Source organism: Flavobacterium sp. KH_001 (genome assembly GCF_057840745.1).
In genome coordinates this window covers 3202020-3227842 of record NZ_CM174520.1, presented here as the reverse complement: position 1 = coordinate 3227842, position 25823 = coordinate 3202020, and the positions used below count along the sequence as shown (strand labels likewise).

Here is a 25823-nt window from a genome sequence, read left to right as displayed (position 1 = left end):
ATTCATACAATTTTAAAACTAATATTATAATATGAAACAAATAGCTCTAGTTATTATTGCACTGATTACTTTTTCTTGTTCTCAAGCACAGAAAACCAGTTTCTCTAAAGAAGCTCTGTCTGAAAAATTATTAACAGTTGATGGAGATCAGACTTCTTTCAAAAACATTTTAAAAAAATACAAAGGAAAAACTTTGGTTATTGAAGTTTGGGCTTCCTGGTGTGGCGATTGCGTAAAAGCAATGCCTAAAGTAAAAGAACTACAAGCCAACAATCCCGACGTTTCTTACTTATTCCTTTCTGCTGATAAAACGGCTGAAAAATGGAAAATCGGAATTGAAAAACACGAAATAAAAGGGGATCATTTTATGATGAACGACGGAATGAAAGGTGTTTTCGGAAAAGCAATTGATCTGGACTGGATTCCGAGATATATTATCATTGACAAAACAGGAAAAATCGTTTTATACCGTGCAATTGAAACTGATTTTGATAAAATCAATGAAACCCTAAAAAGTTTAAAACAAGCTTAAACTGCTTCGCAAATTACCACAAAAAACAAAAAAACAAAAAATTAAAAGAATAATAAAAACTACCAAAATGAGAAAAAAGATTGTTGCAGGAAACTGGAAAATGCATAAAAACGCAGAACAAACTCAAGAATTATTAAGTGAATTAATTACAAAAATACCAGCACAAACTACTGCTCAGGTAATAGTTGCCCCAACGTTTGTAAACTTACAGGCTGCAGTTGCAAAAGTAAAAAACACAACTATTGGAGTTTCTGCTCAAAATGTTCATCAGGCTGAAGGCGGTGCTTTTACAGGAGAAATTTCTGCAGAAATGTTAACTAGTATTGGTGTAAACACTGTAATTCTTGGTCACTCTGAGCGTCGTGCTATTTTCCATGAAACAGATGCATTAATCGCAAACAAAGTGGATACCGCTTTGAAACATGATATGACGGTAATTTTCTGTTTTGGAGAAGAATTAAAAGATCGTCAATCAGGGAATCATTTCAATATTGTAGAGAATCAATTACGTGACGGATTATTCCACATCGCAAAAGAATCTTGGGCAAATGTTGTTTTAGCTTATGAGCCAGTTTGGGCAATTGGAACTGGAGAAACTGCTTCACCAGAACAAGCTCAGGAAATGCATGAATTCATTAGAGAAGTTGTACGTAAAGCTTTTGGTGCTGATATCGCTGACGAAGTTTCTATTTTATACGGTGGTTCTGTTAAACCAGACAACGCAAAAGAAATCTTCTCTAAACCAGACGTAGATGGTGGTTTAATTGGAGGTGCTGCTTTAAAAGCAGAAGATTTCTTAGCAATTGTTACAGCAATCTAATTTTAGATTTTATAATCTTGACTAGTCCTAAATAATCGATACAGATTATTAGACAAATATCTTTAATTAAACACCTGTAAGAACTTTTTTTACAGGTGTTTTTCTTTTATAAGTTCTCATCTGTATTATGTTTTGTTGGTGCATTTGATTAGGGGTGAGCATATAATTAGAGTAATGTGGTCTTTTATTATTATAAATATCAATTGCATTTTTCACTAGCGCCTTCATCACAGCAATCTGCTGATTAAACTTATCAATATTAAATTCTTGTTTTAGAATTCCATTTATTCTCTCTGCCACTGCATTTTCATATGGATCCGAGTTTTGAGTCATGCTGCATTTTATATTGTTTTGATTTAATAGTTTTTGATATTGATCAGAACAATACTGTAGTCCTCTATCGGAATGATGGATTAATACTGAGTCTTTATCACTGCGTTGTTTTATTGCATTTTTTAAAGCCGTTAAGGTACTTTGAGTATTCATGTTATCTGCCACATTAAAGCCCATTATTCTTTTAGAGTAAGCATCTGTTATTAGACTTAAATAACAAGGATTATCTCTTTTCCCAATATAAGTTATGTCTGATACCCAGACTTGCTCAGGTCTGCGGATCTGTAAATCTAATATTTGATTTTGATGCTTTCTAAATCGGTGATGAGAGTTTGTTGTTATGTGATAAGAACGTTTAGGCATTATCAACAAATGATTTGCTCTAAGTATATTGATAAATTTATCTCTACCGATTTTGAGTTGATGCAATTGAACTTTTAAAAGATAATACAGTTTTTTTGCTCCTATTCGGGGCATTGTCTGTCTAATTCCAAGAACCAGGCTGATAACTTCTGAAGCCAGATGCTGTCTGGAACTGGTTCTTTTTATTCTTCGATAATAAACCTGTCTGTCTATCCCGAACAAAGTACAGGCAAACATTATTGTTTGTTGATGTTCTTCTTTAAAATGGTCGATTGTTCGGGTGGTGAGTTTTTTCGGATGTCAATTTGATATTCTTTTTCAGCTATATCAATCATCATATCAAAAATAATAGCCTTTTTATCAGCAACATAAGCCTGCTGTTCTAAAAATGCTTTTTGTCTTTCTAATAACTTCACTTTGGCTTCAAGTTCCATTATTTTTTGTTCAGGAGATTTTGACATAGTAAGAGGTGTTTGATTGTCCCAATCAAAGTTACCAAATTTCCGAAGCCATTGAACGATTGTAGAACGGGACTGAATGGCATAATCTTTTTTAACTTGCGAAATTGAAGTTCTCCCTTGTTCTATTTCCTGAACAATTTGAAGCTTAAAAGCCATAGTGTAATCTTTCTGTGTACGCTTTACATAGCGCAATTGTTGATCTTTTTCCATAATGATACTTTTTGTGTATCGCTATTTCAGGACAAGACATCTTACTTATATAAAAAAGCGTTCGCTGTGCGAACGCTTTTTTTATGGTTTAAATAATTCTTAAATTAATAATGTTCTTTTAGATTTATAAGCAACTTCTGCTTTCTATTGTTACCTTTGCAAAAAAATTATTTATGTCAAATATATATTTAGGATATCATTTTACGATTGAGCCGAAAGAACCGGGATCAGAAATTTTAATTGCTGAATTAGGCGAAAAAGCGTTTGAAACTTTTACAGAAACGGACAACGGAATTTCTGCTTATGTGAAGAAAGATCTATGGGATGAAAACATTCTGGATGACATTTATATTTTACAGTCTGAAGAATTTAAAATCGAATATACAATTGAAGAAATCGATCAGGTAAACTGGAACGAAGAATGGGAAAAGAACTTTGAAGCGATTGATGTAGACGGAAAATGTCATGTTCGTGCTCCTTTTCATCCAAAAACAGATGCCGAGTTTGATATCGTAATCGAACCAAAAATGAGTTTTGGAACAGGTCATCACGAAACAACTCACATGATGATTCAGCATTTATTAGAAATGAATGTTCAAGGTTTAAAAACTTTAGACATGGGTTGCGGAACTGCAATTTTAGCCATTTTAGCTGAAATGAAAGGTGCTCAGCCAATTGATGCTATTGATATTGACAATTGGTGTTATTTGAATTCTATCGAAAATGCAGAACGCAATAACTGCAAACACATCACCGTTTATGAAGGCGATGCAGCTTTATTAGCTGGTAAAAAATATGACTTAATTATTGCCAACATCAACAGAAATATATTGTTGAATGATATGCAAAGTTATGTGGACTGTTTAAATAAAGACGGGATCATTTTATTTAGCGGTTTCTACGAAGAAGACATTCCATTTATCGATGCTTCATGCACCGAAAAAGGGCTGACATATGTTAAAAAATTTCAAAGAAACAACTGGGTTTCATTAAAATACGTAAATTAGTTTTAGTAATTACAACAGTACAAAAACCTAAAAACATGAGTACTAAAGAAAAAGTAAGAGAAAGAGTTCGTGAAAAAGAAGCAGTTGGTTTCAATAATGAAATCATTGTTTATAATGACGATGTAAACACTTTTGATCACGTAATTGACACTTTAATGCGCGTTTGCAGTCACACGGCTGAACAAGCAGAACAATGTTCCTTAATTGTACATTATAATGGAAAATGCACTGTAAAAACAGGGCCAATGGACAAACTTAAACCCCAATGTACACAACTTCTGGAAGCTGGACTTAGCGCCGAAATTGTTTAATTGTAAATAATTTAAAAAACATTCTATTTTATTCTATATTTGGAATAAAATAGAATGTTTTTTTATGGAAGAATACGGAAAAATATTAATTATCGCCACACCTATTTTTTTGGTTTTAATTATAATTGAAAAAATTTACGGCATCTATAAAAAAGAAGATACTGCACCTTTAATAGACAGCGTATCGAGTATCAGCTCCGGAATTACCAACTCGGTGAAAGATGTTTTAGGCTTGAGCCTTACTTTTATTTCCTACGAATGGCTCGTTTCTAACATTGCGATTTACCATCTCGAAGCTAATATCCTCTCCTATTGCATTGCGTTTTTTGTTATCGATTTTTACGGATATTGGAGTCATAGATGGGCACATCAAATTAATTTTCTTTGGAACAAACATGCCATTCATCATAGTAGTGAAGAATTTAATCTGGCCTGCGCCTTACGTCAGCCCATTGCGAGTTTAGCAAACTTATTTACTTTTCTATTGATACCTGCTGCCTTATTAGGAGTTCCTGCATCCGTAATTGCGATTACTTTACCACTTCATTTGTTTCTGCAATTTTGGTACCATACCAAGCACATTAAAAAAATGGGCTTTCTTGAAAATATTTTGGTAACTCCTTCTCATCATCGGGTACATCACGCCATAAATCCTGAATATTTAGATAAAAACCATTCGCAAATCTTTATTTTTTGGGACAAGCTTTTTGGTACTTTTCAGGCCGAATTAGATGATGTTCCACCGGTTTTTGGAATCACCAGGCCAGCACATACGTGGAACCCGATTAAGATAAATTTTCAACATCTTACTTTATTAATTAAAGATGCATGGCGTGCAGAAAACTGGAAAGACAAGCTGACCATCTGGTTTAAACCAACAGGATGGCGTCCTGAAAATTTTGAAGAGAAATATCCCGTACACAAGATTGAGAATGTCTATGATTTTGAAAAATACGGTACACAAAACTCTCAAAAATTAATTTATTGGGCTGTGGCACAAGTATTAATAACACTTTTATTTGTGACTTATTTGTTTGATAATATTGCTAAAATTGGCCTGCCAAATATCTTTATTTATGGTTTTTTTATTCTAATTACTATTTACAGTTATTGTGAATTGATGGATAAAAATAAATATGCTATTCTTTGGGAAGGATTGCGCTTCATTACAGCCATTGCCATTATTTCTTATTACGGAGACTGGTTTGGCTTAAACCAGGTTTTTCCTTTCTCCAATTATATTATTTTAGGTTACTTAAGCCTGTCATTTTTGACTTACGCTTATTTTATTATGAAAGACTTTAGAACTCCCCAAAATCAATTAATAAATTCATAACCCCCAATTATGAGAAATTCGACCATTTTTAAAACCTACGTTGCTTTTAGTGTCCTTTACCTACTTATTTTACTTGCAGGATATGAAAATTTAGATTTATTTTTAAAACCTGTTTTAATTCCGCTATTAGCGTTTGGCACTTACTTTTATCGTAGTTTCCCAACTAAAAAAGCCCTTTTAGCGGCTTTATTATTTTCATGGATTGGAGACGTAATTTTGCTTTTTGCCGATATCGCTGAAATCTATTTCATACTTGGCCTTGTTTCTTTTCTGATGGCACATATTATTTATTGTGTACTATTTAATAAGCAAATAAAAACACGGGTTCATACAAATAAAATTGCTTTCGGAATTGGGAGCCTGCTTGTCGCCTTCTATCTTATTGGGATGCTTTCCGTTTTATTGCCCTCTTTAGGCGATTTAAAAATACCTGTTATCGTTTATGCGAGTGTGATTTCGATTATGCTTTTATTTGCCTTTAACGGTTTTTTAGTTTGGAAAAAACCAGGGAATATATACATTTTTGCAGGTGCAATTGTCTTTGTAATTTCAGATAGTATTTTGGCAATCAACAAATTCTATGCACCAATAGAAAGAAGTTCCTTTTTTATCATGCTGACTTATCTTGTGGCACAATATCTGATTGTAGTTGGAATATTAAAACTGAATCCTAAAAAGGCAGAATAGTTTATAATGGCACACGGATCACACGGATAGGACAGGTTTTTACCGATTTATTTTTTTTAATCATTTAATCCTTTAATCTGTGGCAAAAACTATTTTACTCTTTACATTTGTAAGACCAATACTCTTAAACCATGAAAAAAATAGCTTTTTTTATCATTTTACTAATTACTGCAACCTCTTGCGTGAGTTCAAAATCGACTTTGAAAAACGTTGATGATAATGCTCCCGATTTGGTTTTGAAAAAAGACAATACTTTTGCCATTACACTTTTTAGCAAAGACAAAAAGTACGGCTACGATCCAGATTATCCTGTAAATATTTTTTACCAAAACACCAGAAACGAAACCTTAAACGAAACCCGTTTTCTAAATGCTCTTGCCGGTCCAAATGGTGAAAAAATCACTTTTAAAAGATTAGAAACCTGTTGTCCTTTTCCAACCAAAAGAAGCGATATGGGTGCAGGATTTTTGAATGTATATGAATTAACCTGGCAAGGACAAAAGAAACCTATTACGCTTTATTTGAATGTATATGAAAAAGGAATTTTGATGGTTCCGATGGGATTGAGCTTGAAGAAGGAATAATCAAATGATAAAAAAAATACTTATCAGCATTATTACTATACTAGTCGTTCTTTTTGGATGGATTTTTTTTGGATTATATTTAATGGAAATTGAAGATCATTACGGTGATTTACAAGAAGTTTATTTTGACTCAAAAAGTGGCAATATTATCGTAAACAAGCAAACTCAAAAGTTTGGTGTCATTACAAAAAATTGGAAAAGGGCTGATGTAATTACAAAAGAAAATGACAATTTAGATTTATATGAATTAATTTATGTAAATCAAAAAGAGAATAAATATGAAGTTTTTAGAAGTGAAAAGGAATTAAAAATTAAGGAATTAAGTTTCGAAAAAATCATGGAACTAAAAAAGAAAAAGCTGATAGAAACCATTATAAAAAACTAATTTATGTTAGGACTACTATCTCTAATCTTAATGATACTACCTTTATTGTTTCAATTTGTATATGGAACAAAAGCCATTCGAAAAACTACGCCGATGACGTTTGGAAAAGTGTCTTTGACAAGTTTCATTTTGCAAATACTTTTTTCAAGTGCTATTTTTGGCGTTGCTTATTATAATTTTTCAAAATATTTTGATGAGCATCCAGACAAAGCCAGATGTCTGACTCCTATAGCGGGTCTTATATTTCTTCTACTATTTTTGACTATTGTGTTATTAGTGACTATTGCCGTACAATATTTTATAAAACAGCGAAAGCTAATAAGCTAAGCCCACATAAATTGTAATGAAAACAAAATCAGCTTTTATAATTTTCACCCTTTTATCACTGGCAGTATTTCCTTATTACATTGCTATTCTAACTATAAATTCTGATTTTTTCTATTCGATAATTCCGGGATGGCATACTACTATTATTCCAGGTCAAATAATTTCAAATTTGATCAAGTTTATAATTTTAAGCATTGTAACATTTCATTATTGGAAGCTTTCAAAATTAACTAAAGAGATTAGTTATAAGAAATTCTTAATCCATTTTTCGTTAACTTTTCCTGGAGTATTATTTGGTAAAATAAATCTTTATGACCTGCTTACCTTCAATCCAGAATACGTTATCCATCAAATTCAAATTGTCGTCTTTATTCATATTTTTATGAATGTTTTATTTTTTGTTGGACAAATTCTCTTTTGGATATTTTATGTTAGATTTCGAAAAAATAGCATCCTTTTATGACAAATCAAAAACCAATAAACTAAATGGATCCAAAAGAATTTACAATTAGAAGAGGAATTACAGATAATTATCCTAGAAAACTAATCTTAGAGCAAAACCAAATAAAATTTGACAGCAAAGATTTAAAAAATAATTCCTTTATCACTTTTCAAAAAAATGAAATTGCTGAATATAATTTTGGAGTAAAATTCATGAGATATAAATTCGTTTTTGGAAGAGAATATGTTATATCGATTCGTAGTAATGATAATCAAATTATTAAGATTAATTTTAAAACTTATTTTGGCAGAAAGAAAGATGAATATCATAAGCTTTGCAATGAAATTTTAGACTCTTTATGGGAACTTTATTTCGAAGAAATAGCAACAAAATACATTCAAAAGCACGAATTAGGGGAAGACATTAAAATCGGTGAAGTGATTATTACTAAATACGGTTTGACTATTTTAAGTACTGCATCTTTAAAACCTAAAAGTGAATTTATTCCATGGGAAAAAGTTAGAACCAGAGCTTACACAACTTATTTTGCCATTTATTCTAAAGACAATGCAGTTAATGTAAATCGTGGTTATAGTTATTTAAATGACTGGAATACCAATGTTTTATATGGAGTTGTTAAAACTCTTTTAAAGAAAAAAGAAATTGATAATGATTAAAATCAAAACAAATTAATAGAATAACAAGATTTAGATTATTGAGAAGACAAATTTTATTGTAGACCAAGCTGGTAAATCCCCAAAAAAAATAAGTTAAACTCTTCGTTCTACTTATTTAAATGCTTTAATTTTGATTGTATAGAAAAAATATAATTAATGAATCAATCAAAAAATCAATATAAAATTGAAGCAGAAAGTTTCAATTTACAACAGTACTTAGACAGAATCAAATTTTCAGGAGAAATTGAATTGAATATTGAAGGCATTACAAAACTAATGCGCAGTCAATTGTTTAGTGTTCCTTTTGAGAATATTGATGTTCAGGCCGGAAAAGTTATATCGTTAAACGGTGATAATATTGTAAATCAAATTGTGAATCTAAATCGAGGCGGTTATTGTTATCAGATCAATGGTTTATTTTCATTGGCTTTGCAGGAAATTGGTGTTCCGCATTATTATGTTGCGGCGCGTCCTTTGGTAAATCCGGGACAAAATGCTAAAACACATTTGGGTATTATTGCCACTATCGAAAATGAAGAATACCTAATTGATTTAGGTTTTGGAGGAAACAGCATTAGAAAACCTTTAAAACTGAGTGAAATTGGAACTAAGATTCAGCACGATTCTGATACTTTTACTTTGGTAAAAACAGAAGATGATGACTATTTACTTCAAATATTAATTGGAACAGAATGGTCTAATCTTTATTCATTCAATTTGGCAACGCAACGATGGATCGATTTTAAACCTGCTAATTATTATAATTATTCGCATCCGGATTCGGTTTTTACCCAAAAATTAATTGTGGTTTTACAAAATCCGTTGGGCAAAAAAATACTATCTAAAAATTCCTTAAAAGTAATGACAAATGGGGTCTCTGAAATTATTTCTTTTGAAGATGATCAATTGGAAAATATTCTGATAACAGAATTTAATTTGAGACTGGAAGAATCTTAATACTTAATAATTCGAAACTTCTTAAAAACTCATAATTCCACTAAACCATTAGCCCTGATGGGAGGGAAAATCCTTTTTTGAGAAAGCCTATTTTTTATGGTTTTTGCAGAGCGACCGGAGGAAGCTCCTGCAAAGACCAATAAAAAAAGGTTTTGGAGAAAAAGATTGTAACGGACAGCAGGATTAGCTTCTTAAAAAAAACATAAATCTTCATCTGCTATTGATAAATCATAACTACCTTTGCACTGTCAAAAAATCATATTATGAACATACAACATATTCCACAAATTAAGCATACTGATAGTGGTAATTTCTTTTTATTGGCGGGACCTTGCGCTATTGAAGGAGAAGAAATGGCTCTTAGAATTGCTGAAAAATTAGTTGGTATTACCGACAAACTTCAGATTCCTTATGTATTTAAAGGATCTTTTAAAAAAGCCAACCGTTCTCGAATCGATAGTTTTTCGGGAATTGGTGACGAAAAAGCATTAAAAATTTTAAGAAAAGTTTCGGAGACTTTTCACGTACCAACTGTAACAGATATTCATACGAATGAAGATGCTGATATGGCGGCACAATACGTAGATGTATTACAAATTCCGGCTTTCTTAGTACGCCAGACTGATCTTGTTGTAGCTGCGGCTAACACAGGAAAAGTGGTTAACTTGAAAAAAGGACAATTTATGAGTCCGGAAAGCATGAAACATGCTGTTCAAAAAGTATTAGACTGTCATAATGAGAATGTTATGGTTACAGATCGTGGTACTATGTTTGGTTACCAGGACATGATTGTTGATTTTAGAGGAATTCCTACTATGCAGCAATATGCTTCTACGGTTTTGGATGTAACACACTCGTTGCAACAGCCTAACCAAACTGCCGGTGTTACGGGCGGAAGACCTGATATGATTGAAACTGTTGCTAAAGCAGGTATTGCTGTGGGTGTTGACGGTATTTTTATCGAAACTCATTTTGACCCTGCTAACGCAAAAAGTGATGGTGCTAATATGCTTCATTTGGACTATTTTGAAGGTTTAATGACCAAATTGGTTGCCATTAGAAAAACAGTTAATTCATTCTAAATTTTTAATACACGTTCATTGAAAACAAATATTTTATTTTTCTTTCTGGTGTGTTTTTCATTAAACGCTTTTGCTCAGGAAGAAATCGCAGTAGAAAGATACACAGCACATAATAAAGGTAAATTTTTCGTTTCCTGGGGAGGTAACAGAGACAGTTATACTAAGTCTGATGTGAATTTCAGAGGGAAAGATTACAACTTCACAGTTGCTGATATGAAAGCTCATGATAAACCAAAAGGATACCATATTGATTATGTGAATCCGGCAAACATGACTATCCCACAGACTAATTTTAGAATGGGATATTTCTTTAACGATCATTACAGCGTTTCTATTGGTTGGGATCACATGAAATATGTGATGACACAAAATCAAACAGCAAATGTTACTGGTTATATTAATTTACCTGCTGATCAAGCTGGATCTTATTATAACGGAGACAACACATATTACAATAATAGACCTGTAGATATGTCTCTAAATGGTGCTCAGGAAGGTGGTTATGATCAAGGTACTGCTCAAGGAAACCCTCCTGCATTTTTAATGTACGAGCATACCGATGGTTTGAACTATATTAATACCGAGGTTTCCAGACATGACGATATTTCGAAATGGTTTGGTTTGCCGAATACAGATAAAGTTCAGATTAACTTAACTGAAGGTTTGGGGGCCGGAGTTTTATATCCTAAAACCAATACAACACTTTTAGGAAAAGAACGTCACGATGATTTTCATATTTCAGGATATGGCCTTTCTGCAAAAGCGGGAATCAACTTTACTTTTTTCAAGTACTTCTACTTGCAAGGAGAATTAAAAGGAGGTTACATTAACATGCAGGATATTAGAACTACAGTTAGTAATGAAGACAAAGCTTCGCAAGACTTTTTCTTCTTTCAAAGAATTATTGCTGTGGGTGGAATTTTTAGAATCTAATATTTCATAAAGTATACTTAAAAATAGTTATCATTTTGGTAACTATTTTTTTTTGCTCTTAATTTGCCAGATCATACTTTATTCATAAAAGTCAAAAGATGAAAAAATCAAAATATCTATTTCCCATCATTACATTTTTACTGAGCTTTGGTTGTGCTTTGTTTGTTGCAATGAAAGTTTTTCCGAATAATCCTTTTTCCGGAACAAAGTCGGAAAATAGTATTTCAGATAAAATTCATGATGGAGATCTTATTTTTCAGACGTCAGAATCTAAACAATGTGAAGCAGTAAGAATTGCAACAAACTCTAAGTTTTCGCATTGCGGCATTATTGTCTTTGTTAATGGCGGACAATTTGTTTTGGAAGCGGTACAGCCTGTAAAAATAACACCTCTTGAGGAATGGATTTCACATGGAAAAGATCATAAATATGTTGTTAAGAGACTCAAAAATGCCGAAACTATTTTGAATGAAGAAACTCTTGACAAAATGAAAACGTACGGCAAACAACTTCTGGGGAAGGAATACGATGCTTATTTTGAATGGACGGATAACCGAATTTATTGTTCTGAATTGATCTGGAAGATTTATAAAAATGGCGCCGGAATAGAATTATCAAAATTGAAGCAATTGAAGGATTTTAATTTGAATGATGAAAGAGTCCAAAAGATATTGAAGGAAAGATATGGAAATGATGTTCCGCTTGAGGAAAAAGTTGTTGCTCCTTCTGATCTCGTTGATTCTAGTTTGTTAAAAACTGTAATTGATACGTATTAAACAACTGAATATTTTAGTCCACGGGCTTTGCGAATAAACAGATTTACACAGATATTTTTCAAATAAAAAAAGCGATGATTACTCATCGCTTTTTCTTTATAAATTAAATCTTAATTAATTCGCAGTTGGAAGAACAATTCCGCTTTGATCAATTAAATAAATTAATGACGTCATTGTTGCTGCTCCTAATTCTAACTCTCTTTTGTTGATTGCATCAAATTTATCGTTTGCAGCGTGGTGATAATCAAAGTAACGTTGTGAATCTGGTTTTAAACCTGCTTTAACGATTGTTTTAGACGTTAAATGACCAATATCTGAACCTGCGTGACCAATTGTAAAACTGTGTACTAAATAAGGCTCAAAAAAGTCTTTAAATCCTTGTATCTTCTTGAAGTTGGCATCGTCTGCCTGAATTGAAAATCCTCTTGGCGTAAATCCGCCTGAATCACTTTCCACCGCTAAAATATGATTCTCTTTCTTTTGTTTAGAAACTTCTTCATATTTAGCGCCACCCTTTCCTCCGTTTTCTTCATTCATGAATAATACTGCACGAATTGTATTTTTAGGTTTGTAATTTAAATTTTTAAGAATACGCACCACTTCCATACTTTGCACTACTCCTGCTCCATCGTCATGAGAACCGTCTGCAAGATCCCAGGAATCTAAGTGACCGCCAACAACTATAATGTTCTCGGGAGTTACTGTTCCTGTCAATTCTCCAATTACATTATAAGACAATACATCTGGTAAAGTCTCACAAGATTGCTTAAAATAAAACTTTAAAGCTGGGTTAACTTTTAGAGATTTGCTTAATAATTCAGCTCCATTCGTACTTATCGCAGCAGTTGGAATATATTGTTCTTTTGGCAAATCACCATAACTTTGAGCTCCTGTATGAGGAAAATCGTCTAAACGTAAATTCATAGAACGAACAATGGTTCCGACAGCACCAAATTTAGCAGCCTCTTTTGCTCCGGCAAATCTTTGATCTACACAAGCACCGTATGATGTAAATGTTTCGATATTTTCAGGGTTCATTGGTCTGTTAAAAAACACAATTTTACCTTTTACTTTATCTCCTAAAGTCTTTAATTCCTCAATACCTTGTACTTCAACAACTTCAGCAGTAAGCCCTGTTTTTGGCGTTGCAATTGATCCTCCCAAAGCACAAATAGGCACTGCCGTTTTGTTTTTATTATCTAAAATAAAAGCAGTTTCTTTTTCGCCACGAACCCAATGAGGTACCATAACTTCCTGAAGGTATACTTTATCAAGTCCCAAACTTTCCAACTGGGATTTTGTGTATTTTACCGCCTCCTCAGCACTCGGAGAACCTGATAAACGGCTTCCGATATCATTAGATAAATACTCTAGCCAAGTGTAACATTTTGCCTCGGTTAAAGCTTTTTTATAGAATAATTTAATGTTTTTTTCATCATTTGACTGTGCAAAAGATGTCAATCCGTTTAAAACTAAAACAGTTAAAAGAATCGTTTTTTTCATAGGTTTAATTATGTTTTTTTGGGTTGTTGCACAAAGGAACAAAATTCTTTAGACCTGCCACAGATTTCATTACAACTTTTATCAAATTATTTTACCTCGATTAACTTGTTTTGTACACCAATTCCGTTTTCATTAAAAGCCTCAATTGTAAAGTAATATTTTGTGCCTTTATCTAAGCCTCTAAAATCATATGAAGCTTCATCATACACCATAATACTGTTGTATAATTTGTCTGGAGAGATTCCGTAATAAATATTATAACCTACCGCATCTGGCTGTTTTTTCCAGCTAATAATTGCATTTCGGGAGTCTTTTGCATTTCTGTTAACTTTAAAATTAGAAACTGCTTTTGGTTTTGCTGTTAATCCATTTCCGAAAACTCTAAAGTCTGAAACTGCAAATAATCCTGAAGCATTATGAATGTTTACCATTTTGATGTAACGTGCCTTAATTGATTTTGATAACTCTACATAATCATGCGGAACGTCTTTTGCATTTTGAGATTTATCAACCACTAATGTCCAGTTTTGGGCATCATCAGACATGAAGATTTTATATTGGTAATAAATATCCATAGCCTTGTTGTACTGTGTCGCTTTATGATCTGCATAATTGATTTGTAACGCTTTTATTTCCATTGGCCTGCCTAAATCTAGTTGCATCCATTCGCCAGGTGCATCTGTTTTTGCTGACCAATAGGTTTGAATATTTTCATCGGTTAAATTTTCAGAACCGTAACAAAACTTTTCATATACTTTTTTACCACCGTTATCCATTCTGTGCGTTTCTACTTCCATGCATTCCTCAGAAGAAGAAACGGTTACTGGCTTTTTGTACGAAAGTAACATCCATCCTGAAGAAGCTCCTTTTTCCTGATTTCTTTGAGAAGTTGGCAGGACGATCGGAAAATCACCGTAAGCCGTAATGGAATACATTACATCATCTTTATCAAATCCCGCAGGAAACATATCTATACGACGCTCAAAACGGTCCTTTATGGAGATTTTACAAGTTCCGGTGTTCCAGTAATTTCCGTAATTATCAGCAAAAGTATTTCCGTGTCCGGCTCCAATTACAAATCCGCCTGGTTTGTATGACATGGGATTGTGTTTTTGATATGTAAATGGCCCTAAGGGATTATCTCCAACATGAACACCATTGGCATACCCTTTAAATTCAGTTGCCGGCGCACCATATTGCATATAATATTTACCATTGTGTTTGGTCATCCAGGCTCCTTCAATAAAATTTCCCCAAGGTGCAGGCTCCATATCATTGTTTGGTCCAAAACGCTCCCAACCATGATTGGAAGGATCTAAAATAGCCACTTCTTTTATCTGGCCGTAGGGACGCTGAATATCCTCTACTTCTGTCGCCTTGTATAATTTTTCATAATCAGATTGATTTCCTTTTGGAAGCCATGTATTATAATCTACTTCTACACCAACAAGAGGTAATTTTCCACTTGAACCATAATACATATAAACCTTTTTATCATCATCCTGAAAAATGGCAGGATCCCAGGTTGGCAGCATTGCCTTATCAACATGTCTTAACCATTGCCCTGATTTTGGATCAGCTGTTTTCCAGATGGGATGATCTCTTTTCCAGGTTGAACCTACATAAAACAAAGTATCATTTACAACCCATGCAGCAGGTGCGCACTGATCATCATCTCCGGGCTTTCTTTGAAAACTGCCGTAAACAAATTTCCAATCTGACATGTCTTTACTCCAAAAGAAACCAGCCTGATTTGTGGCGAATAAATAATATTCTCCTTTAAAAGTTATTATAACCGGATCTGCACTTGAACGACGTGATTCCGGAATTCCGTTATGATTGTGTGTTGTGTAATTGTAACCAATATTAATTGGGTTGCAATAAGTCGTTGCCGGTTTATTCGGATCGAACCATTCCGTTTTTCCAGGAATATTCGTTTTTTGTGCGAAAACATTGTTGTTGAAAATCATCAAAAACAATAGAATTGGCAATGTGATTTGATATGCTTTTTTCATAGTTTCATTTTATTTGGAAAGTTTAAAAGATTATTTTTTCTCCTTTACTCTTTCTTTTAATAGTTCAGGTTCATTTGTGGTTATGTAATTGAATTTATGATCAATAATCCAATCCATATCAGAAACTTCGTTTACTGTCCAGGCATTTAGGATAATATTATTTTCTTTCGCTTCTTTAATCCATTCCGGATGTTTTTTAAAAACAGAATAATGATAATCGACTCCAGAAATCTTATCTAATTTTACTTCTTTTGGAGATTTATTACCTTCCAGATATTGTAAAACTGTTTTCTGATCTACTTCTCGAATTTGCTTTAAGATTTCGTAATCAAAACTTATATAACAGGTAATTTTATCTGCATGCAGTTTTTTGATCATTTCAACAGTTTTTAAAGCTGTTTTTTTTCCTCTTTCCTTATTTATTTCTGATGGCTTTATTTCGCAGACTAAAAGGGTATGTTTGTTGTTTCGTTTGCCTTCAGTAATATACTCGTGCAGTGTTGGCAGCTTTTCTCCGTTTGAAAGTTTAAACTTTATTAAATCTGCATAATTTGTTTCTTCAATAAGCAATTTGTTATAATGCGCATCGTGATTGATTACAAGCGAATCATCTGCTGTTCGCCAAACGTCAAATTCAGAACCTGGAAGTTTTAAATCAATTGCATGTCGCAAAGAGGCAATAGAATTTTCAGGAAGATTATTCTTTTTCCATGCTCCACGATGTGCAACAATTGCATTTTTTTCCACTCCACAAGAGTAAAAAATAACTATCAATAGGAATAAAATAACTACTTTAAATGCGTTAGAAATTTTCATTGTTTTAAAATTTATCATTTTTTAAAAAGTTCTTTTTATGAAAAAGCCCTTCGTTAACCAGACGAAGGGCTAATTACTAATCTAACAAACCAACTATTTAGTTAACTCAAAACTAACTTTCTTATCTGCAGCTGAATTTCCTCCAACGAAAACATCAAACTGTCCAGGTTCTGCTACGAATTGTAAGTCAGAATTATAAAATTTTAAATCTTTAACCGTGATATCAAATGACACAGTTTGTTTTTCGCCTTTTTTAAGCGTTATTTTTTGGAAATTTTTTAGCTCTCTAACCGGTCTTGTTACAGAACCTACTAAATCTCTGATATACAATTGAACGGTTTCTTTACCGTCATAATTTCCTGTATTGCTAACATCAACAGTTACTTTCAATTTTCCACTTTCATTCATCTTATCTGATGAAATTTTCAGGTTTGAATAGTCAAAGTTGGTATAACTTAATCCAAAACCAAATGGAAATAATGGCTCGTTTCTTTCGTCAATATAATTTGATCTGAATTTTTCGAATTTACCTTCTGTATTTGCAAGAGGTCTTCCTGTATTTTTGTGTGCATAGTAAATTGGTACTTGTCCAACGCTTCTTGGAAAAGTTGTAGTTAATTTTCCAGAAGGATTTACATCACCAAATAAAACATCAGCAATAGCATAACCAGCTTCAGTACCGGCAAACCACGCATTTAAAATCGCAGGAACAGTCTCGTTTTCTTCTTTTAAAACTAACGGACGACCGTCAAATAAAACTAACACAACTGGTTTTCCTGTTTTTAATAAAGCGTTTAACAAGTCTTTTTGCGCTTGTGGAATTTCTAAATTGGTACGGCTGCTAGATTCTCCGCTCATTTCTGCAGATTCTCCCAGAGCTGCTACAATTACATCAGATTGGTTCGCTACTTTTAAAGCTTCTGCCAATAATTCTTCTTTAGAACGACCATCACGGTGTAAGGTTTTTCCAAACATTGTTGCATTAGTTTCAAAAGTTTCATTATAATCTAAATTGCTTCCTTTTGCATACAATACTTTTACAGAAGATCCTGCTACTTCTTTAATTCCTGCTAATAATGAAATAGCATTTTCCATTTTAGTAGCTACGCTCCAGGTTCCCGGCATGTTTTCTTTTGCATCTGCCAATGGTCCGATAAGTGCAATTGTTCCAGATTTTTTAAGAGGCAATACCTGATTTTGATTTTTTAATAAAACCAAAGACTGTGCAGCAATCTGACGTGCTTCTTTTCTGCTTGAAGATGTGAAAATCTCCGTTTTAGCTCTTTTTTCATCACAATATTTATAAGGATCCTGGAATAATCCTAAATCGTACTTTGCTTCTAAAATAAGTTTAACAGCATTATCAATTTGCTCGATAGTTACTTTTTTCTCATCTAAAGATTTTTTCAATGTAGTCAAGAAGCCTTCACCAACCATATCCATTTCAACACCAGCATTTAAAGACAAAGCCGAAACAGCTTGCAAATCTCCCATCCCATGTTCGATCATTTCGTTAATTCCTGTAAAATCAGTTACTACGAAACCTTTAAATCCCCATTGTTTTCTTAAAACATCTGTCATTAACCATTTGTTTCCAGTTGCAGGAATTCCGTCAACTTCGTTAAAAGAAGCCATTACAGATCCTACACCAGCATCAACAGCTGCTTTGTAAGGAGGGAAATAATCATTGAACATTCTGATATGACTCATGTCAACCGTATTGTAATCACGACCTGCCTCTGGTGCTCCGTATAAAGCGAAGTGTTTTACACAGGCCATAATCGAATTATTTTTAGAAAGGTCATGTTGCTGATATCCGTTTACCATTGCTTTTGCAATTTGACTTCCTAAGTAAGGATCTTCTCCTGATCCTTCAGAAATTCTTCCCCAACGTGGATCACGGGAAATATCTACCATTGGCGAAAATGTCCAGTTGATCCCGTCAGCACTTGCTTCCTGAGCCGCAATCTGAGCACTTCTTTCGATCAGATTCATATCCCATGTACAAGATAATCCCAGCGGAATTGGGAATGTTGTTTCGTAACCGTGAATAACATCCATACCAAAAATCAATGGAATTTTTAAACGGCTTTTTTCAACAGCAATTTTTTGTACTTCTTTAATTTTTTGAACAGATTTAATATTGAATAAACCACCTACTTTACCTTCAGCAATTTTTTTAGCCACATCAGAACTGTTTGCTTGTCCTGTCGTAATATCTCCAGAAGTTGGTAAATTAAGCTGACCTAATTTTTCGTCTAAAGTCATTTTCGACAAAAGTTCAGCTACAAACTCTGATTTTGGTTTAATTGTTACTGTGTTTTTAGTGTTCTTTTTTTGAGCATAACCCAAAACAGCACATCCTAAAAAAAGTAAGACTAATTTGTTTTTCATTCTAATATATTTATTTATTCATATTTGTTTTAATCTGTTTCAACATCCAGTCATAAATTTCCGGATTGTTGTAAACTCGTGACCAACTGTCGTGGCCTGCGTCATCAAAAATAGTCAGTTGAACATCTTTGGCGTTGCATTTTTTTAATTCTTTGTAAATCGTTATGGCATAATCAACCTTTACTACATCATCCAATAATCCATGAAAAATTCTCGTCGGAATATTGGCAATTTTACACGCACTTTCTAATTCAATTAAATCAACAAACCCCGAAATCGGAACAATTGCTGCAAACTTATCAGGATAGGTAAGCGCCAAATTCCAAGCTGCCCAGCCACCGGAACTTAAACCTGTAACATAGATTCTGTCGGCGTCTATTTTGTTCTCTCTTTGAACTTTTAGAATCAATTCATTAATAGACTCGATGTTCCACTTCTCGTCTTCCTTACATTGAGGAGCCAAGACATAAGCATCTAATTGATGTGTTATTAAGTATTTTAAAGGTCCATGAATTTTTACTTTTTCTATGTCTGTTCCTTTTTCTCCATCACCAGAAATAAAAACGATTAATGGCTTTTTCTCTTTTGTATTCGCTGGTTTGTGTAAAGCATAACCTAATTCATGTTTTAGGACTGCAACCGTCTTTATTGTTCCTGTTTTTTCGCTTTGTGCAAAACCCAAAATGGAAAATAATATTATTAATAAAGTTATTTTGTATTTCATTTAATGAAGGATTAGAATCCGTATTTTTTAGACTTAAATCCCAGTTTTACTAAACCCTGTTTTACTTCAGGAGCATTCATAAATAATTTCCACAATAAACCTGAACGATAGTTTTCGATCATAACCACTTCTGGTCCCTGATCAATTGCCAAATATCTTTTTGCTGTCCAGTTGTTTTCTAAACTTACTGCATCATAAAATCCGGCTTCTCCCCACGTATCTTTTTTATGGTTTTCGTATAGATTTCGAATTACAGCCATCGATTCTTTTGGTGTATATACAATTGAACTGACTGCTGCTGTTGGCGAAATAACTCCTTTATCATTGCTTGGCATATGCGCATCATAGCCAATTGAACCGTCAGGATTTCTAGAATAGGAAGCCGTTAATCCCCAATAATCAGTTCCATAACCTTTAAACTTCTTTGGATTTTCGACACAATATTGGTAGTCAATTTTTACCTGATTTGAATTTAGATCCCAATAATTTGCATATTTGTCGCTCAACTGATTCGGATCTAAGCCTAAATAAGAATAATGTGCCCAAAATAAAGGTCCGCCGAATTCTTCAGCTCCATTGTGTTTTAAAATTAAAGGCAAATTATATTTGGTTTTAGAAGAAACAATTCCCCCACTTCTAGCCCAACCTTCGTGATATACTTTTGCATCAATTGTATGTGTTGGCGAGGATGCTGCCATAACATAAGTAATAAGACATTCATTGTATCCTTGCAAAGCAAAATTCATTTGCCAGTCATAAGTTGGAGACCAATGCCAGTACAATACATTTTTATTGTTAGTAAACCAATTCCAATCCACCCCTTTCCAAAGTTCATCATACTTTTTAGCTACTGCTTTCTCTTTATCAGAACCTGTTTGTAAATATTCGCGAACCGTAATCATTCCTGCTACTAAAAAGGAAGTCTCTACTAAATCTCCTCCATTATCTTTCATTCCAAATGGCTTTACTTTTCCGGTGTTTCCATCCATCCAATGTGGCCAGGCACCGTGAAAACGATCAGCTTTTGCAAGAAAATCAGCAATTTTATTTAGTCTTTCAACGCCTTTCTCTTTTGTTATATAACCACGTGACATACCAGAAACAAGAGCCATTAATCCAAAACCTGAACCTCCTGTTGTAACAATATGAGCATCATTTTCAGGATAATTCCCATCAGGATGAAAACGTTCTCTGGCTAAACCTGAATTTGGTTCAGCATAATCCCAGAAATAAGCAAAAGTCTGTTTTTCGACTGCATCTAAAAGCTGATCGTCTGTCAATTGCTTAACAGGAATACTTTCAGAAGAAACTTCTTTTTGTTTATTTTCTTGCTTACCACAGCTAAAAAGGGTGATAATACTAAATAGAATCGATAATCTAATCATTACAAAATTTTAAAAAATTCATATTTTTAAAAAATCACTCCCTTCAAAAGAAGAGAGTGATTTTGAAGTTTTAATTAGTAACCACCAGGGTTTTGTTGTGAAAGTCCATTCGCTTCTCTTAAGAATGAAGTTGGAATAGGCCATAATTCATGTTTTCCAACAATAAAAGTTTTTCCGTCTGCTGCCATAGCCGCTTCTGCTTGTCCTGTTCTAACAAGATCAAACCATCTGTCGTGCTCAAAAGCAAATTCTAATCTTCTTTCTTTCCAGATCGCTTTTCTAATATCACTCTGAGAAGTAAATGGCGTATCTCCCAAACCAGCTCTTTTACGAATTTGATTTACTAAAGGAATTGCCTCAGAAGTTTGCCCTAATTCATTTAAAGCCTCAGCTTTCATTAATATAACTTCAGCATATCTTAAATATCTAAGATTTGTATCTGTAAATTCCTGATTATAAAAAGATGATGAATATGCTTTATAATTATATCTTGGATTTGCTACAGTTGATGGAACTTCTCTACCATCATATAAAACTGAACCCCTGAAAATAATGGTTGCATTTTTTCTAACATCTCCAGGCTCATAGGCATTTGCTAAGCCTTCAGTTGGTGTGTTGAATCCCCAACCCCAACCTCCGGCACCACGTGGTGCTTGAGAAACAGAGTAATTTCCAATTCCAAATCCAGGGCTAGAAGTAGAACCTACTCCATTAATTTCGAAAATAGATTCCGGACCAAATTCTCCTTCTTTTTTAAATTGTGAAGCATAATCAGAAACTAAAGAGTAACCTGTTACTTTATCACAATTGTCAATTACTTTTTGCCAATTTTTTTGATATAGATTTACTTTTGCTAATAAAGCATAAGCTGATCCTTTAGAAGCTCTAACAACATCTGCTCCTGTGTAAGCTGATTTTAACGGTAAAGCTTCAATAGCCTCATTAAGATCTTGTTCTATAAAAGCATAAACTTCTGCTACTGATTTACGCGTCAATTGCATTTTTCTATCTTCCTCAGAAATTGGGACAAGAGCCAAATGATCTACAATTGGAACTCCACCATATCCTTTTACTAAAGTAAAATACATAAAAGCTCTCAAAAACTTCGTTTCACCTACTAATCTTGCTTTTAAACTAGGTGTTGCCATATCTAATTTAGGAAACATTGCCAATGCCTGATTACATCTGTTTATCCCAGCATAATTAGCCTCCCAGGTTGATTGAAATGATGGAGTTGAAGCATTATAAGTTAAAGCATCTACAATACCTTTGTCACCACCTGCATCTCCAGGATCAGAACCTTTATCTGCATCATCTGAGATAATACTTGAAACTGCATTCCATCCAAAAGAGGACATTTCCCATCCTAGAAATTGATTGTAGATGGCCGTTACAAAACCTGTCGCGCCAGCGTCGCTATTAACCAAATTAGGATCAGCCGGAATAGCTTCTGTTGGCTCGACATCCAAAAAATCATTTGAACATCCGGATAATAGCAATCCTGAAAGTACAAACATTGATATATATAATCTTTTCATAATATTAAAATTTTAAATTTGCACCTATAACAAATGATCTCAATGATGGGTAAGCATCTAACTCAACCCCCTGAGTGCCTTCAACAAGTTTACCATCACTTGTAACATCTGGTGAAAATCCAGAGAATTTTTGTGAGATAAACGGATTAATTGCGTTTACATAGATTCGGCAAAAGCTAATAAACTGATCGTCTTTAAGTGGAAGTTTATATCCTAAAGTAATGTTATTGATTCTGAAGAAATCTGCAGATTCCAAATAATATGTTGAAGCTATAGGATTCGCATTAGAAGGTGCTGGATTTGAAGATGTTGGATTTGTAAGTGACCAGAAATCGCGAGCTACTGAAGCTTCGATATTTTCTCCCCCAAATCTTTGTGCTTTTTTACCATTATATACCTTTGCTCCTCCTGTTCCATAACCATCAACAGAAAAATCAATATTTTTGTAATTCAACCCTAAAGTAACACCATAATTAGATGTTGGTAAAAGTGAACCTACATATTTTTTATCTTTTAGTTCGTCTAACCCTGCTCTTGCAACTTTAGATCCATCTGCTTTATAATAAAGCATTTGTCCGTTTGCTTGGTCAATGCCAGCATACTCATACATAAAAAAGCTGCCTAAAGGCTGTCCTACCGAAGTATTATCAAGAATTTTGGTGTTTTCTCCATTTCCTAAACTTCCTCCAATAATTGGATTCAACTGTACATTTTTAAGACTGGTAAGTTCATTTTTATTATGAGAAAAATTTCCTCCTACCCAGTAGCTTAAATTGTCGTTTATTTTATCATCCCAACGCAAAGAAATTTCATAACCTTTGTTAGATACTTCTCCAATATGTGCAGGTGTAGCTACTGTAATTCCTGAAGTAGAATATGGTTTAACATTCAAAATTGTATTTGTTGTATTTTTATCATATACATCAAATGATCCTTTTAATCTGCTGTTCAATACTTCAAAATCAAATCCTCCTGAAAGTTCTTCAACAATCTCCCAAGATAAATTAGGATCTACCTGAGAATTTATTGTAGTACCAGAACCTATACCTGAATAATCTAATCCAGAAGTTAATAGTTGCGTATTAAGAGGTACATTTTGATTTCCTAATCTACCCCAAGATCCTCTAATTTTTAATAAATTAATAGGTTCTACATTGCTCAAAAAGCTTTCTTTAGAAACAATCCAACCTAAACCAACAGATGGGAATGTTCCCCAACGTTTGTCATCAGCAAATTGTGATGATCCGTCACGTCTTACAGTACCTGTAACCAAATATTTGTCTAATAATTTGTACTGAAAACGTGCAAAATAAGACGCTAATCTTCTTTGATTCAAAGCCTCATCTTTAAAACCTGTCACTGAACTTGCAACATTAATATCTTTTAAAGACCAGTAGTTAGAATTTGGATTTACATTTTTTCTATCGATCGTTAACTTTTCTCTGGTACCTTGTACATTAGCCTCAATACCTGCCGTAACTTCCACATCATGAATTTCCGCAAAAACTTTATTATAAGTCAAATAATTAGATAAATTCCAATTGAAATATTCGTCTCTACCTCTTGTCAAAGTATTTTTATTCAAATCTGAAGGGTATGCCGATGCTACACGAGTAGGATCTGCAGCTAACCAAAGTGCTGTATTATCTACATAATTATACTGATTGTATGTAAAATACTCTCCATTAAATTGTGAGGTAAATTTTAGAGATTTAATAATATCCCAATCTAATTTTAATCCACCTTGTAAAATAACACTTTCTTGTTGCTCATCTGTATAGTCTAATTGAGCGACAGGATTACCAACATTATTAAAAGATGCTCCTGTTTCAGCTACAACACCATTCGAAACAAAAGGTACACCATATTTTCCATCAGCATAACGTACGGGAACTAATGGTGATTGTCTATAAGCATTAGTAAATGCACTCAAAGGCATTGGTGTATTCTTTATAGTACTTACACTAAAATTTTGGCTTATTTTAACTTTTTCTGAAAGTTTGAATTCATTATTGTTTCTAATAGTAGTACGTCCGTAATCAGATCCGTTTAAAATTCCTTTTTCTTCATAATTTCCAACACTAAAAAAGTATTTTACATTTTCCGAAGATCCTGAAATAGAAATATTGTTTTGAGTATAAGATCCTGTTCTTGTAATCTCATCAAACCAATCAGTATTATAAGGCTGATTAGCAGAAAATCTTCCTTGTGGAAAATCATTGATAAAAGCAGCATTACTATAGCGAACATACTCATCACTATTTGCCATTTTTACTTTTTTCAAAGGGCTTCTAATACCTGCAAAACTTTCGACATCTACAGTAAGTTTTCCTTTTCCATTTTTGGTTGTAATCATAATTACACCATTTGCCCCTCTAGTTCCATAAATAGCTAATGAGGAAGCATCTTTCAAAATTTCGTAAGATGTAATATCATTAGTATTAATGTTATTGATATTTTCAGTAGGCATACCATCTACAACATATAAAGGATTTCTTCCTCCTAATGCAGTTCCAGCTCCTCTAATTACAACTGAAGGAGTACTTCCTGGTGCATCTGAAGTAGACACCTGAACACCAGCCGCTTTACCTTGTATAGCCTGAGAAGCATTTGCAACCTTCATTTTTGTAATTTCTTCAGACTTAATTGAACTAACAGCTGAAGTATTATCAATTTTCTTTCTGGTACCATACCCAATAACCACCACTTCTTTTAGAGCAGTATCTCCTGCTTCTTTTAGTGTTATGGTCATTGGAGTAGCTGTTGCGGGTACAGAAACCGCGTCAAAACCAAGCATAGAGACTTTTAAAAGCTCCCCTTCTTTTGCATTAATTGTAAAATTTCCGTCGAAATCAGCATCTGTAGATGTACGGGATTGCGGAGCACTAATAACTGCTCCCGGAATACCCATTCCACTACTGTCTACTACTTTTCCTTTAATTGCCTGTCCAGACATATATGCCGGAAGCAATAAGAGCGCTAAAAAGCTAAAAATAAAATTTTTCATACAGTTCGTAATCGTTTAAGTTAGTAGAGCCAAATTAAACAATTACAACGTTGTAGTACATCAAACAGCACTACTACATAGCTACATCATTATGTTAAAACATGATTATAAATCAATGATAATCAATACCATAAATGTTAATTTAATTTTATTAACATAACGTTATGATGTAGTGATGATGTATTGGAATTATGTAAAAAATGCTATTCAAAAATATA

Annotated in this window: 24 protein-coding genes; 14 read left to right on the top strand and 10 right to left on the bottom strand. The window is 33.4% G+C overall.

The window, feature by feature from the left end:
• Positions 1-31: 31 nt before the first annotated feature.
• Together AC3ITQ_RS14000 and tpiA are read left to right on the top strand one after the other, a co-directional pair.
• Positions 32-532 carry a TlpA family protein disulfide reductase gene (locus AC3ITQ_RS14000; RefSeq protein WP_489234809.1) on the top strand — a complete coding sequence of 167 codons (501 nt, stop codon included), beginning with the start codon at positions 32-34 and terminating at the stop codon, positions 530-532.
• A gap of 67 nt (positions 533-599) precedes the next feature.
• A complete protein-coding gene (tpiA, locus tag AC3ITQ_RS13995) occupies positions 600-1352 on the top strand; it encodes a triose-phosphate isomerase (RefSeq protein WP_489234808.1) in 753 nt (250 codons plus the stop codon).
• Between the two features lie 66 nt (positions 1353-1418).
• Here the strand turns inward: tpiA and AC3ITQ_RS13990 are convergent, their stop codons facing one another.
• Both AC3ITQ_RS13990 and AC3ITQ_RS13985 read right to left on the bottom strand, forming a co-directional pair.
• Complete coding sequence (locus AC3ITQ_RS13990) at positions 1419-2285, bottom strand: IS3 family transposase (RefSeq protein ID WP_489234807.1); 867 nt, start codon at positions 2283-2285, stop codon at positions 1419-1421.
• A complete protein-coding gene (locus AC3ITQ_RS13985) occupies positions 2285-2719 on the bottom strand; it encodes a transposase (protein WP_489234806.1) in 435 nt (144 codons plus the stop codon). The genes AC3ITQ_RS13990 and AC3ITQ_RS13985 overlap by 1 nt, the downstream gene beginning before the upstream one ends.
• A 173-nt stretch (positions 2720-2892) precedes the next feature.
• Here AC3ITQ_RS13985 and prmA point away from each other — a divergent pair, with 173 nt between their 5' ends.
• The 12 genes from prmA (at position 2893) to AC3ITQ_RS13925 (ending at position 12223) form a co-directional block, all read left to right on the top strand.
• On the top strand, positions 2893-3726 hold the full coding sequence (gene prmA / locus AC3ITQ_RS13980; protein ID WP_489234805.1) for a 50S ribosomal protein L11 methyltransferase: 834 nt from the start codon (positions 2893-2895) through the stop codon (positions 3724-3726).
• A gap of 35 nt (positions 3727-3761) precedes the next feature.
• Positions 3762-4037, top strand: a complete 276-nt coding sequence (locus AC3ITQ_RS13975; protein ID WP_192185045.1) for an ATP-dependent Clp protease adaptor ClpS — start codon at positions 3762-3764, stop codon at positions 4035-4037.
• Between the two features lie 64 nt (positions 4038-4101).
• Positions 4102-5373, top strand: coding sequence for a sterol desaturase family protein (locus tag AC3ITQ_RS13970; protein WP_489234804.1), 1272 nt, complete (start codon positions 4102-4104; stop codon positions 5371-5373).
• Between the two features lie 9 nt (positions 5374-5382).
• The gene (locus AC3ITQ_RS13965) at positions 5383-6060 is read left to right on the top strand and encodes a lysoplasmalogenase (protein ID WP_489234803.1); all 678 of its coding nucleotides are present in this window, start codon (positions 5383-5385) and stop codon (positions 6058-6060) included.
• 131 nt (positions 6061-6191) lie between these two features.
• Positions 6192-6644 (top strand): 2-dehydro-3-deoxyphosphooctonate aldolase, encoded by a 453-nt coding sequence (locus AC3ITQ_RS13960; RefSeq protein WP_489234802.1) that lies wholly within the window; start codon positions 6192-6194, stop codon positions 6642-6644.
• A 4-nt stretch (positions 6645-6648) separates the two neighbouring features.
• Positions 6649-7029: a hypothetical protein gene (locus tag AC3ITQ_RS13955; RefSeq protein WP_489234801.1), complete on the top strand. Its 381-nt coding sequence runs from the start codon at positions 6649-6651 to the stop codon at positions 7027-7029.
• Between the two features lie 3 nt (positions 7030-7032).
• On the top strand, positions 7033-7356 hold the full coding sequence (locus AC3ITQ_RS13950; RefSeq protein ID WP_194655664.1) for a hypothetical protein: 324 nt from the start codon (positions 7033-7035) through the stop codon (positions 7354-7356).
• 486 nt (positions 7357-7842) lie between these two features.
• Complete coding sequence (locus tag AC3ITQ_RS13945) at positions 7843-8475, top strand: hypothetical protein (protein WP_489234800.1); 633 nt, start codon at positions 7843-7845, stop codon at positions 8473-8475.
• A gap of 156 nt (positions 8476-8631) precedes the next feature.
• Positions 8632-9432: an arylamine N-acetyltransferase family protein gene (locus AC3ITQ_RS13940; RefSeq protein ID WP_489234799.1), complete on the top strand. Its 801-nt coding sequence runs from the start codon at positions 8632-8634 to the stop codon at positions 9430-9432.
• Between the two features lie 263 nt (positions 9433-9695).
• Positions 9696-10514, top strand: a complete 819-nt coding sequence (gene kdsA, locus AC3ITQ_RS13935) for a 3-deoxy-8-phosphooctulonate synthase (RefSeq protein WP_072971167.1) — start codon at positions 9696-9698, stop codon at positions 10512-10514.
• An 18-nt stretch (positions 10515-10532) separates the two neighbouring features.
• Positions 10533-11447 (top strand): hypothetical protein, encoded by a 915-nt coding sequence (locus tag AC3ITQ_RS13930; protein ID WP_489234798.1) that lies wholly within the window; start codon positions 10533-10535, stop codon positions 11445-11447.
• A gap of 98 nt (positions 11448-11545) precedes the next feature.
• Positions 11546-12223: a YiiX family permuted papain-like enzyme gene (locus AC3ITQ_RS13925; RefSeq protein WP_489234797.1), complete on the top strand. Its 678-nt coding sequence runs from the start codon at positions 11546-11548 to the stop codon at positions 12221-12223.
• A gap of 114 nt (positions 12224-12337) precedes the next feature.
• Here AC3ITQ_RS13925 and AC3ITQ_RS13920 read toward each other — a convergent pair whose 3' ends face one another.
• The 8 genes from AC3ITQ_RS13920 to AC3ITQ_RS13885 all read right to left on the bottom strand — a co-directional run bounded on the left by AC3ITQ_RS13920 (position 12338) and on the right by AC3ITQ_RS13885 (position 25605).
• The gene (locus AC3ITQ_RS13920) at positions 12338-13726 is read right to left on the bottom strand and encodes a M28 family peptidase (protein WP_489234796.1); all 1389 of its coding nucleotides are present in this window, start codon (positions 13724-13726) and stop codon (positions 12338-12340) included.
• A gap of 86 nt (positions 13727-13812) precedes the next feature.
• Positions 13813-15741, bottom strand: a complete 1929-nt coding sequence (locus AC3ITQ_RS13915) for a discoidin domain-containing protein (RefSeq protein ID WP_489234795.1) — start codon at positions 15739-15741, stop codon at positions 13813-13815.
• Positions 15742-15771: 30 nt separating this feature from the next.
• Positions 15772-16557: a glycerophosphodiester phosphodiesterase family protein gene (locus AC3ITQ_RS13910; RefSeq protein ID WP_489234794.1), complete on the bottom strand. Its 786-nt coding sequence runs from the start codon at positions 16555-16557 to the stop codon at positions 15772-15774.
• 93 nt (positions 16558-16650) lie between these two features.
• Positions 16651-18951 (bottom strand): beta-glucosidase BglX, encoded by a 2301-nt coding sequence (gene bglX / locus AC3ITQ_RS13905; protein WP_489234793.1) that lies wholly within the window; start codon positions 18949-18951, stop codon positions 16651-16653.
• A 10-nt stretch (positions 18952-18961) separates the two neighbouring features.
• Entirely contained in the window at positions 18962-19675 is a 714-nt protein-coding gene (locus AC3ITQ_RS13900; protein ID WP_489234792.1) for a carboxylesterase family protein, read from the bottom strand.
• An 11-nt stretch (positions 19676-19686) separates the two neighbouring features.
• Positions 19687-21060 carry a glucoamylase family protein gene (locus tag AC3ITQ_RS13895; RefSeq protein WP_489234791.1) on the bottom strand — a complete coding sequence of 458 codons (1374 nt, stop codon included), beginning with the start codon at positions 21058-21060 and terminating at the stop codon, positions 19687-19689.
• A 74-nt stretch (positions 21061-21134) separates the two neighbouring features.
• Complete coding sequence (locus AC3ITQ_RS13890) at positions 21135-22598, bottom strand: RagB/SusD family nutrient uptake outer membrane protein (RefSeq protein ID WP_489234790.1); 1464 nt, start codon at positions 22596-22598, stop codon at positions 21135-21137.
• A gap of 4 nt (positions 22599-22602) precedes the next feature.
• Positions 22603-25605 carry a SusC/RagA family TonB-linked outer membrane protein gene (locus tag AC3ITQ_RS13885; RefSeq protein ID WP_489234789.1) on the bottom strand — a complete coding sequence of 1001 codons (3003 nt, stop codon included), beginning with the start codon at positions 25603-25605 and terminating at the stop codon, positions 22603-22605.
• Between the last annotated feature and the right edge of the window lie 218 nt (positions 25606-25823).